Genomic DNA, 12,304 nt, shown 5'->3' on the forward strand with positions numbered 1-12,304 from the left:
ATGTTATTTATTTGATTTTTCAAAAATAAGATTCTACTGGAAAAGATATGATCCGGTTTACTCCAGATTATTTTAAATCCCCGGAAAGTAATGTCACCAATATTTGTGAAATGGTGAAAAAAGATGGAACCCGGGTATGGATCTCGTATACGATTAAAGTAATAAATAATTCTCGTAATGATATAGCAGGGATCCTGTTTATTGGTCAGGATTTTACTGACCGAAAACAAGTTGAAGAAAAATTAGTTGGGATCATTAATTTTCTTCCTGATCCAACCTTTGTTGTTGACACAGAAGGAAGGGTAATTGCGTGGAACCATGCAATTGAAACCCTTACTGGAGTGAAAGCTGAAAAGATTATGGGAAAAGGAAATAACGAATATTCTGTTGCAGTATACAATGTCAGAGAACCAATGTTAATCGATTATGCTCTTAAACCTGATCAAAAAATTCCTCCTAATTATTTCAATTGTAAACGAGATGAGCATGGTTTTTTTGCTGAAACCTATACTACGTATCTTAAACCGGAGGGAATTTATCTTTGGGGAAAGGCTTCACCATTATATGATTCATCAGGAAATCTTATTGGGGCAATAGAATCATTACGGGATATGACACTTAAAAGTCAGAGACCTTATCCGACTATTACATTAAGTGAATCAACATTCCGCAGTCCTATATCCAAATAGAATTACATGCTGTGGCCCAGCAACCACATAATCGTTTGAATTTTTTCACCGGGATGGATAACCAAGGTTATCAATGTCTCTTAATAGGTTTTACGTGTATGATATAGGTTTTTTCAACCAACACAGGTTTCAGACCTTATGAAAATAGTGATGTTCACAACCATGATGATGCAATATTTGCAGGATACTGCCACGAACTGATTCTAAAATTTTATGATTTTCAGAAAGCTACCCTTATTATGTCAAACTGAAAATCTAAACTTATCACATGAAAGAGACACATGACCGATATTCACAGATCCGGGAATATCTTCAGGCTCAAAACCCTGTTGCAGTCTCAATAACCAGAATTTCAAAAGATTTAGAGATGAACCGTGGTTCTGTCTCTAAATATCTTGAGGTCCTCCTCTCTCAGGGCCATGTGATAATGAAACTGCAGGGAAAATCTAAATTATATACTTCTTCACAAAAAATTCCATTTGATGATCTTATAGATTATTTATCAGATGCAATTATTATTCTTGACCCTGAATTACACATTCTCATGGTTAACAACAGTTTTATAAAAACTTTTAATATCCATAAAGGTAGAAATATCATCGGAACTACCCTCAATAAACTGGATCTCCCAATTTTTAATGATACTACTGTTCAGGGAAATATTGACCGGATTATTCAATCAAAAACATATATCCATGAGATCCTCCTGATAGAACATGCCAGGGATCGCATTTTTCTAACTGAATTTATCCCCACTCTACTCCCTTCGTTCTCTTTTATCGGAAAAACGGGGATTATGATCAGTTTTCGTGACATTACCGCGTGGAAGAAAACTGAGGATGAATTGCAGATCAGCGATCGGAAGATCCGAACACTCTTTGAGGAAGTACCATGTGGTATCTTCCTATTTCAGGCAAATGGAACAATTCTTAATGCAAATCGTGCATCTCTAGAAATTCTCGGGCTCACCCGGTTTACTGATATTGCAGAAATTAATATATTTGACATAATGTGTTCCCGTGAGATTATTCAACACCTGATTAAGGAAGGAAAAAATGCGGAATTAACACTCACCTGTAATTTCGATCGGCTGAAACGGGAGACATTAACATCAACGAATAAAAGTGGAGTTGCATATTTTCAGGTTGTATTCGCCCCGGTTAGTGGCAAAGGATGGAAAGAACCAAGTGAATACTTTATCTTATTTCTCGATATTACTGAACAAAAAAAATCAGAAAAAGAATTAAAAGATCGGTTTATCGGTATTACCACAAATCTCCCCGGGATTGCATACCAATTCTATGCCCGGGATACTGGTGAATGGGGGGTATATTTTGCAGATGAACGTTCGGAAAAAGTTTGCGGATTAAGTCCTGAACCCTTGGAAACCTGGTTTCAAAGGTATACCGCTTGTATTGCACTAGAAGATCGAGAGAGGTTTGAAGATTCCATTAAAGATGTCATCCAGAAAATTGTCCCATGGGATTTTGAAGGAGCCTTCATCAAACCAACTGGTGAGAGGATGTATATCCGGGGGATCTCACAGCCAATCAGGTTAAAAAATGAGACCTTATGGAATGGCATATTCCTCGATATTACCGATAGGAGAAGGGCTGAGGAAGAACTTCGCAAGAGTGAACAACGATTCAGAGGTATTGCCAGCACTCTTCCGGGTATTGTCTATCAGTTTTATGCACGTAACACCGGTGAATGGGGATTGTATTTTGTCGATGAGCGATCTCTGGATATTTATGGCATTAATCCCGAGCCATTGAATACCTGGCTTGATCGATACGGATTGTGTATCGCACCAGAAGATCAAAAACGATGGAATGATTCAATTGAGGATGTCATTCGAAGAAACGCTCCCTGGGAATTTGAAGGAAAATTCATCAAGTCAACCCGCGAAGAACTGTATATCAGAGTGATTTCCCAACCCATCAAATTACAGAACGAAACAATCTGGAATGGATTAATCCTCGATATCACCGAATATAAACTGGCAGAAAACGCTCTTCATGCAACCGTATCAAAAGAGATTCGATATCATGCATTTTTTGAAAACACCTGCAACGGGGTATTGATTTATGAACCCATAGAAGGGGGAAATGAGTATATTCTAAAGGATGTGAACAAAGTAACAGCGAATCTTTTAAGAATGAAGAAAGAGGATCTCCTCGGAAAAAAACTGTTCGAAGAATTTCCAGATCTACCAAATCCTGGGATACGTGACATGCTTATCCGGGTTTTAACCACAGAAATCCCGGAATTTGTTCCACCCCTAAAATATCGAAACCGTGAAGATTTTCCTTGGATCTCTCATTATGTATTCAAATTACCTTCCGGAGAAATTGCGTCATTTATGGTTGACGTGTCAGATGCAGTAAAGAAGGAAACGGAAAATGAATCCGGATTCTGTGAGATATAGACGCCAGATCAGGATCGAAAGTATATTCGGATATAATAATTTACAAACATCTCTAAAACAATAATCGGTATCATGATTCAGGATCGTCACCGATGCTTGATGATCAAATAAATTCTATTCAATACCTCAGTCAAAAATATTATATAAGGAATCAGTTCACTCAACAGCGAGTCAGGGAAACCTATCGGTAGTAGATCTGGATATGTTTTTCTAGGTTATCATTGACCGCCATTGGGGATAAAATTAGTTGATTAATGAGACCTATGCAAATTTATTTTAAAAGATTTTTGCAGACCGCTTTCAAAAATAATAGTATTAATTAAATAGGCACCTTAAGGGCCATGGAATTTTTATTTTATATTGATGAGCATTAAAAAATAGGTTTATTTTCTCAACGTCATAAGAACAAGTGTGGATAGAAATCCACGAAACCGATAGTAACCGTACCAGTAAGGGCGAGACCAACCAGATTCATAAGACCTGGAAATCGCCAAATGAATCTAGGTTGGGATATCGCTGATCCTGATATTGATCACCCGCAGGTATCAACATTGTGATCGCGAAACACAAAGTCCATGTATGGTCTTTTATTTTCGGTCAGAGGTCATTAGCATGGAAACAAAAATTGGATATTTTGCATCCATTGAACAGTATAAACCTATGGATGCGCTGGAACAGTCTGTCAGGGCTGAAAAAGTAGGGTTTGATTCTATCTGGGTTGATGACCATTTCCACCCATGGTACCACACAGATGCTCAATCAGGCCAGGCATGGGCATGGATGGGTGCAACCCTACAGGCCACGAAGAAGGTATTTGTCTCAACCTGCATCACCTGTCCAATCCTCCGGTATAATCCTGCGGTCGTTGCCCAGACGTTTGCCACCCTCCGGCAGATGTACCCAAAGCGGGTCGGTATTGCAGTAGGAGCAGGCGAGGCATTAAACGAAGTGCCATGTACTGCTCAGTGGCCGTCCGTTCCTGAACGCCAGGATATGACCGTTGAAGCAATTGAGGTTATGAGGAAACTCTGGGAGAGTAAGGCCCCGGTAACATTCAAAGGAAAATACTACAACCTGGAAAAGGCATTCCTGTATACAAAGCCTGATGACGAAGTTCCCCTCTACTTCAGCGGAATGGGTCCCAAGGGTGCAAAGCTCGCCGGGAAATATGGTGACCATCTCATGACCGTTTCTGCAGATCCGGAGACCCTGAAAAAAGTCACTATCCCGAAATTTGAGGAGGGTGCAAAGGAAGCAGGCAAGGATCCTAAAAAGATGGAGAGAGCCATGCTGATTTGGTACTCCGTAGATCCGGATTTCGAGAAAGCAGTCGAAGGTAACCGGTTCTGGGCAGGCTGCCTTGTTCCGTCTATGTTCAAGTACCGTGTCAGCGATCCACCTGAAGTTGAGCTTCACGCTGACCTAGTGGGGAAGGATCTGATGAAGAAAAACTTTCTGTGTGCAACTGACGCCGAAGGTCTTATCAAAGAGATCGAACGGTTCAAGAATGCAGGTATCACCCACTTCTGTCTTGGGAATTCCAGTCCTAACGTTAATTTAGGTATTGATATTTTCAAGGATGTAATTCCGGCAGTAAGTGATTAATGAAGAGATCAAGGCGTATTTACGAGACTATCATGGTACAGAAATCCATTGAGGATATTTTTGAAGAATCCTCCATAATTTTTCCGGGGTATGCCACAGATGCTGAGGCCAAACCCTGGTACTCACCTCCCGGATGGAATGGAGTTTTTTTAAAGGATCTAATAACTGGAAAAGAAACAAAAGGACAATTCAGTTATCATCTCGTGAGGATCCAGGAGCATTGTGAAGTCCCGGACCATGCCCATGATACACAATGGGAGGTAAATGCAATTTTCAATGGGAATGGATCCTTTCTGTTAGAAGAAAAGATTATCCCCATAAAAACCGGCCAGACGTTTGCAACCCCCCCAGGTAACCATCACACGGTAAAAGCGGGAAACAAGGAACTTGTACTTACAGCCATGTTTGTCCCGGCATTGGTATAAGTGTCAAGAGGACTATTTGTACAATCTCTCTCATGAAACATCAGAAAACAACCCTACATAGGGCTTATTTTTCAGGCGTTTCATTGTCATCTGCGAGCCGAAGGCTCATCGTTGACTTTTTTGTAACAATTTAGGTAGCATGTAACCCAATAATCTATATGGGATTTCGTCTCAAGCCTGACCAATGAAAATCAAAATTGGTTTACCGTCTAATCCTCTTTTTGGTAGTGCTGGTTGTTCTCTTATTGGGATTACAGTTCGTTAAAAACTAATCCAAATGTTGTATACTGGCTGTGGAAATAGTTGGTTTATTCAAATCAATATCTTTTAGGTAATTTAAAACAAATATTATCTCGTTTAATTTTGTGAACCTTACTTTTTCAAATTATAGTCCCTAACATAGAGGAAGAGAAATGCCATTTTCGGTTTTGAATATACCAAATACTGGATTGCAATCCAACCTAAATGAGATAATCTCTCTCCTCTACGTTGATGATGAAGAGGTACTTCTCAATCAGGGCAAACTTTTCCTGGAGCGTTCTGGAGAGTTCAGGGTTGATATCATGAAATCAGCTCATGATGCCCTCAATTCACCAGTAATTCAATCATACGATGCCATCATCTCCGATTATCAGATGCCTGAAATGGATGGAATAGAATTTCTCAAGGCAGTCCGGTCTCAATTCGGAGACATCCCCTTTGTTCTTTTCACCGGTCGGGGTCGCGAAGAGGTTGTCATTGAAGCAATCAATAATGGTGCAGACTTCTATTTGCAGAAAGGTGGATCCCCAAAAGCCCAGTTCGCTGAGTTGACGCATAAAATCAAGCAGGCGGTAAGGAGAAAAAAGGCAGAAAAATCGCTTGAAAACTCGGAGAAACAGTTATCAGATATCATTGAGTCCCTTCCCGATGCAACCTTTGCCATTAACCAAACAGGACATGTTATCGCATGGAATTGTGCGATCAAGGAGATGACGGGTGTTTCTTCAGATCAAATACTAGGAAAAGGCAAATCTGAATACACAATTCCCTTTTATGGCTGTCGGTGCCAGGCACTCATCGATCTCATCAATGAGCCAAATGAAATTATTGCTCAGTTCTATTCGAATGTTTCCCGGGTTGGTTCTTCAATCACTGCAGAGAAAGTTCTCCCCCACTTACATAACATCGTACTACACATCAAAGTAAGCCCGTTCTATAACCTGGCTGGAGAAATTACCGGGGCAATCGAGTCGATCCGGGACATCACCGAAAGCAAAAAATCTGAAGAAGTGCTGCGGGAAAGTCAGCGAATGCTCGTAGAGGCGATGGATCTCGCAAATTTGGTAACCTGGGAATGTAATCTCCAGACAGGTATTCTAACGTTTGATGACCGTTTCTCAACCCTGTATGGTACTCATGTGGAGAGTAAAGGAATCCACCATATGACAGCAGAAACATACATGCGGGAGATAGTGTACCCGGAAGATCTTAAGATTCTTGTTGAGGAAGATGAAAAGACCCGGAATACGACCGACCCCCATTACATGTCAAAACGTGAATACCGCATTATTCGTAAAGATGGTGAGATTCGTTTTATAGAGATGTGTGTAGGTGTCACCAAAGATACTGAAGGCCGAACAATCAGGGTTCATGGGATAAACCAGGATATTACAGATCGGAAGAACGCTGAAGCAAAAATCGCCCGCAGTAACGAGGAACTGTCGATAGCTAACGAGGAACTCATAGCAATCGAAGAAGAACTTAGACAAAATTATGAAGAGATGGCGATCAGCAAACAATTGGTGATTGATAGTGAGCAACGGTACAGAAACGTGGTCGAGGACCAGACCGAATTAATCTGTCGTTTTTTACCTGATGGTACACACATCTTTGTAAACGATTCATATTGCCGGTATTTTTCATTGAACCGTGAAAAGATAGTCGGTAGCAGATTCCTCCCAAATATCCCCGTCGAAGATCAGAAGCGCCTGAAACAATTCTTTGCATCCATAACCCCAGACCATCCAGTGGATATCATTGTTCACCGGATCATCATGCCAGACGGTACAATTCGGTGGCAACAATGGAGTGATCGTGCGATTTTTGATTCTCGTAGGGAGGTTATCGAATATCAATCTGTTGGAAGAGATGTCACGGAGGAAATTGCAACCCGGGAAGCATTGCAGGTAAGTGAGGAGCGGTTCCGTTCGTTTGTTGAGAATGCAAATGATATTTTATTTTCACTGACTCTTGACGGCGTATTTGTGTATATCTCCCCAAAAGCGACTGAATTATTAGGATATGAAATATCTGAGTTTATCGGAAAACCCGCGAAATTCTTTATTCATCCTGATGATTTTCCCCGCAATATAAATTTCTACATTCAGGCTCGTAATTTGCGCAAAAAAATGAGCGGAAATGAATATCGGATGCGTCATAAGGACGGTACCTGGCAGTGGCATTCCCAGAGTATATCACCAGTATACGATTCCAAGGGTAATATTATCAAAATCCAGGGCATCTCACGTGATATTACCGAACGTATAAAATCTGAAGAGGCTCTTAGGAAAGCAAACTGCCAGCTCAGTCTACTCTCTGATATCACAAGGCATGACATTCTCAATAACATCACGGCAATTTACGGGTATCTTGAGGCCATCGAGATGGAATATACCGATCCCAGAGTGTCTGAGTACCTTCAGAAACTGAAAAGGATTACAAATAAAATACAATCCCAGATTGAATTCACCGGGATCTATCAGAATCTTGGTACCCATGAACCACAATGGGTACTCTTGGATACTATTATGCCTCTTCCGCATCTCCCGGATTCAATCACCCTGACAACTGATCTCCAGGAAATATCCATATTCGGAGACCCGATGTTGAAAGTGGTATTTTTTAATCTGCTAGATAATTCTATCCGACACGGTCATCGGGTAACCAGGATCCACGTATCTACCCATATGTCAGAGAACGATCTGATCGTGATATGGGAAGATAATGGAGAAGGTATTGCTAAAGAGGAAAAAGAAAAAATATTTGAGCGAGGGTATGGTAAGAATACCGGGCTCGGGATGTTCCTTGTTCAAGAAATACTCTCGCTTACCGGGATAACTATCATTGAAACCGGAGTGCCGGGAACAGGTGCACGATTTGAGATCATCGTGCCAAAAGGAGCATACCGGTTTACTGGGTGAGAAACAGAAATGTATCCCTTCCCACTCGTGTCCGGATTCTATGATAATCCTCGTTCGAAATTGGAAGGTATGGCATCATCATGAAGCATTAGGACTCCTTGATCTGCTCTGGATTGTCAAGTTACAAAAGCATTTCCTTGAAGAATTTAAGGACATTCCTCCTCAAGATATCGATATGTTTAAAATCTGGATGCCCCTGAAAGTGAAGACTTCTTTGATGATTGCTGAATTGATCATTGTCACAATAATTGGAAAAAATCACGGATAACTCAAGTGAAACAAAAAGGAGAAACGTATTCAGTTTAGTTGAATGAAGTCAGGTGTATGTGCTCACTTTATTGATTTGCCCCCGGCTTCAATATAATAGCAAGTCTTACGATCTTTTCCCCTCCCTCAAGCACAAATAGTCGAGATCGGTTTTTTGAGTGCAAGTTTATTAAATGGTCAATAGAGTTTCGGGACATTGATCAAAAAAACGGCATGATGATTCTCAACCGACTCAACTTATGAAAATGCATAGCATTTTCATGACAAATAGAAGGATCAGATTAACGACCACTTCAAATTTGACATGGTTGAGGTAATTCCCCTATTTTACTCTGCATCGTGTCATATTTCTATGTCAGCCGTTGTAATTTGCAGGGCAGATGCTCATCTCCATCTCCTGTTCTCTGCGAACCCATGCCTGATGAATGATCTCTTCAATTTCTGCTCTGCATATCGGGTTCATGGGGATAAGGTTCCCTCCGGTTGTGCGGTAGATCGCAGTAGTGGCTGGACACATTCCAAGCATCTCTGCGGCGATGCGGTAGATCTCAAGCTGGATCTGGTATGTTCTGTTCATGCAGAGTTCATTTACGGTACCCTGATCGCTCTTATAATCAATGACTATCCATGACCCGTCTGGCAACTGGCAGATGAAATCGATCCTCCCGGTAACCGGTACACCGCCAATCGGAACCGTGAATGCCAGCTCGTGCTTTACCTGCCTGATATCAGCAAGGTCAGGGAGTGAAGAGAACCGGTCTGCTGCCTGCTGCAGTTCCTGTTGCAGAACCGGGTCTCTGATTTCATACTCCCTGGTAACTCTGGAAGGATCGGATCCTCTGAGCACTTCATGTATCGCGGTTCCAAAGTCAGCCCCCCGTCCATCATGGAAACCTGTGGGAACTTCTTCCCGTAGTGATTCCACAATTCTGGTCACTAGCAATGGTTCTGACTGAGAAGCAGTAGGAACATACACTCCCCTGGACCATCTTCCTGATATCTCCCTGAATTCATTAGAGATGAGAAACGGTGGTGAGTCTGGTCTGCCGGACTTCTCTGACAGCCGGGGCTTCTGAATCCTGAGATGTATCTCCTCACCTTCAGGAGATTTCACTGTCATCTCACCCGCTTCTATGGCATCACCGGTGATGGAGAGTTCTCTGAATACCCAGTCAAGCCTGGTCTCTTTTTCGCTTGGGAGATCATCGCCGATCTCTCCGCTCATGATCAGATGATCTGCTGTTCTGGTGAGTGCTACGTAAAAGAGGCGTTTCTTCTCGGCAAGGAGTTTTTCCTCCTGCTGTTTTCTGAGTATGGTAAATACCGGGGTCTCTTCAGTCTCAAAATCTGCATCAGGATCCGGTATCCGCACTCCCATCAGTTCTCCATCCAGAAGGATCGGCGGATGGGTGAGGTTAGGACGCGTTCCCATCTCCGGAACGACTACGATCGGAAATTCAAGTCCTTTGGCTGCATGAATCGTCATGATCCTCACCGCATCGAGTTCCGGGTCATCGATCATCGCTTCCCCTTCCTGATCTTCGGTTCTAATCGCTTCACCAAGGTCAGTGACAAGATCAGCGAGCTGATAACTTTCGCTCTCCTCCCTTTTTCTCACCATCTCAAGCAGTTTTTCAATGTTGGAGAGGATTTGGGCTCCCTCGATTAGCCCTCCGTAGACCACAAGTACTCCGGATTCATCCAGCGCAGCCTGTATCAGAGGGGCAACCCGCCATCTGCCTGCCCTCTGGATCCAGGAAGTAAGAAGGGCATGAATACGGGTGGCATCTCTGTTCTCTCTCCCATACTGGTGCAGCTGGTCAAACAATGTCTCTCCTTTCTCCCTGCGGATTCTGAACAGTACCGTGTCTGAAAGGCCGAAGTACGGAGATCTGAGCAGACCGGCAAGAGCGATATCATCGTAGGGCCGCTGGAGGAACGTGAGCAGGCTGATAAGATCGAGGATCTCCTGCCTCTGATAAAAACCAGTCCCCTTATGGACATAATATGGGATATCACGGTTCCCGAGTGCGTGTAAGTAACTGCCCAGATTGGTTCGTCGTTCAAGAAGAATGGCAATATCACTCCATGATGCCGGCCTTCTGGTAAATGTTCGTCTGCCAGACTCATCCCGTTCTCCTTCTTCGTAGACCTCTCTGCCTTCCAGTACAAGATCTGCGATTGCGGTTGCTACTGCTTCAGGTTCTGATATCTCCTCCTTTTTTTGAGTCAGGAGGAGGGTTACTGACCCGGAATGCCTGGTTCGCTCCGGGGAAACCCCGGTTATGTCGTAGGGAAATTCAAACGGTTGCGATGAGGACGCAAATATCCGGGAGAAGAGGATGTTTACCAGTCCGATTACTGCAGGTGAACTCCGGAAGCAGACATCGAGGGGGATCTCACTGCCTTTGCATCCTTCAGTGATCAGTGTTGACGCGTCACGGAACCTGGTCACATCAGCTTCCCTGAAGAGGTATATCGATTGTTTGGGATCCCCTACAATAAACAGACTCCTGGTGTCAGAAGTTGGATCACCGGCTATCGCGGTCACGATCTCAAACTGTGCCGGGTCAGTATCCTGAAACTCGTCAACCAGGATGTACCTGAACTGTTCTGCATAATGTCGGACAACCAGGTCATGGTTATCTCTGAAAAGTTGTCTGGTATATCGTATCAGGTCAGAAAAATCTATGCCACCTGCACGATCTTTCGCTCCGTCCACCAGTTCACAGAACCTGGAGAAGGTGCTACCCAGCGCCTGCAGAAACCTGATAGTTCTGACATTGAACGGTTCAGCCGGATTAAAACTGACTCTTGAAACCTTCTCGATAGGTTTGAGTAGTTCTTTCAGGTTCCGGTTCGTCTCTTTCAGTTCACTGAGAAGGTCTTCTGACCAGACTTTTGTTGAACCTCCTCGCAGGCTCTCTTTTAGAATTGAAGCAGATGCTGCATAGAATTCATCCGGCGCCCCATCGCTATCCAGGATCTCCAAGCCCGGTCGTATCTTCTGCAGATGAATCATGGCTTTGTCGTCGCCCGGAATATCCATGTATGCAAAGGCCATGAGTGACTGGACTGTCTCTCTGAACCTGGGATTACCCCGGATCTTTCTGACTTCCGATTCCCTGAACCTGCTAATCTCATGCTGCCAGCAGGAAATAATCTCATCTGGGTTGCCGGAGAACCGGGTGAAGAACCGATCCGCTTCATCTCTTCGTGAATATAACGTCCGGATCATCGTTTCGAGGTTGTACTGCCCAACCGTTGCAAGGGCATATACAATCTCCTCCTCCTCACCCGGAGTATGAATGAGATCCTGGTAACTGGATGTCAGGATACGTGAGGACTCCTGTGCATCCATAACCACAAATGATGGTTCTATCTTTGCTTCAAATGCGAACTCGCGAAGTACCTGTGCACAAAACGAATGAAAGGTTTGGACCGGGGCGGTGAGAAATTCAGTCCTTGCCTTATCCCAGAATTTCCCATTTTTTGTCTCAAGTCCACTTCTGATTCGCTCCTTCATCTCGGCTGCTGCCTTGTCGGTAAAGGTGAGGGCAAGGATATTATGAACCGAGAGGGGCCGGGTATTCTCATCGCTTTCAGCCCCAAATGCTTCAAGGAGGTTCAGGTACTTGTTCACAAGCACATGGGTCTTCCCAGTCCCTGCACCTGCAGTGACGATCAGTGAGCGGTCATGGGTAGTGA

7 protein-coding genes are annotated in these 12,304 nt (G+C 43.3%); 6 read left to right on the top strand and 1 reads right to left on the bottom strand.

What is annotated here, in order from left to right:
- Positions 1-47 precede the first annotated feature (47 nt).
- The 6 genes from LUQ50_RS11515 (at position 48) to LUQ50_RS11540 (ending at position 8,597) form a co-directional block, all read left to right on the top strand.
- Positions 48-689: a PAS domain-containing protein gene (locus tag LUQ50_RS11515; RefSeq protein WP_300039979.1), complete on the top strand. Its 642-nt coding sequence runs from the start codon at positions 48-50 to the stop codon at positions 687-689.
- A gap of 268 nt (positions 690-957) precedes the next feature.
- On the top strand, positions 958-3,117 hold the full coding sequence (locus LUQ50_RS11520) for a PAS domain S-box protein (RefSeq protein WP_300039980.1): 2,160 nt from the start codon (positions 958-960) through the stop codon (positions 3,115-3,117).
- A 612-nt stretch (positions 3,118-3,729) separates the two neighbouring features.
- Entirely contained in the window at positions 3,730-4,722 is a 993-nt protein-coding gene (locus LUQ50_RS11525) for a TIGR03557 family F420-dependent LLM class oxidoreductase (RefSeq protein WP_300039981.1), read from the top strand.
- Positions 4,723-4,754: 32 nt separating this feature from the next.
- Positions 4,755-5,147: a cupin domain-containing protein gene (locus LUQ50_RS11530; protein ID WP_300039982.1), complete on the top strand. Its 393-nt coding sequence runs from the start codon at positions 4,755-4,757 to the stop codon at positions 5,145-5,147.
- Between the two features lie 449 nt (positions 5,148-5,596).
- Positions 5,597-8,329, top strand: a complete 2,733-nt coding sequence (locus tag LUQ50_RS11535) for a PAS domain S-box protein (RefSeq protein WP_300039983.1) — start codon at positions 5,597-5,599, stop codon at positions 8,327-8,329.
- Positions 8,330-8,369: 40 nt separating this feature from the next.
- Positions 8,370-8,597, top strand: a complete 228-nt coding sequence (locus LUQ50_RS11540) for a hypothetical protein (RefSeq protein ID WP_300039984.1) — start codon at positions 8,370-8,372, stop codon at positions 8,595-8,597.
- 354 nt (positions 8,598-8,951) lie between these two features.
- Here LUQ50_RS11540 and LUQ50_RS11545 read toward each other — a convergent pair.
- On the bottom strand, positions 8,952-12,304 hold a 3,353-nt coding region (locus tag LUQ50_RS11545; RefSeq protein WP_300039985.1), incomplete at its 5' end, for an exodeoxyribonuclease V subunit beta.

It is taken from the genome of Methanospirillum sp. (assembly GCF_028679455.1).
Taxonomy (GTDB): Archaea; Halobacteriota; Methanomicrobia; order Methanomicrobiales; family Methanospirillaceae; genus Methanospirillum.

Coding starts and splice junctions, on each gene's coding strand:
- LUQ50_RS11515 (WP_300039979.1), top strand. CDS start 48: ATGATCCGGTTTACTCCAGATTATTTTAAATCCCCGGAAAGTAATGTC.
- LUQ50_RS11530 (WP_300039982.1), top strand. CDS start 4,755: ATGGTACAGAAATCCATTGAGGATATTTTTGAAGAATCCTCCATAATT.
- LUQ50_RS11540 (WP_300039984.1), top strand. CDS start 8,370: ATGATAATCCTCGTTCGAAATTGGAAGGTATGGCATCATCATGAAGCA.
- LUQ50_RS11520 (WP_300039980.1), top strand. CDS start 958: ATGAAAGAGACACATGACCGATATTCACAGATCCGGGAATATCTTCAG.
- LUQ50_RS11525 (WP_300039981.1), top strand. CDS start 3,730: ATGGAAACAAAAATTGGATATTTTGCATCCATTGAACAGTATAAACCT.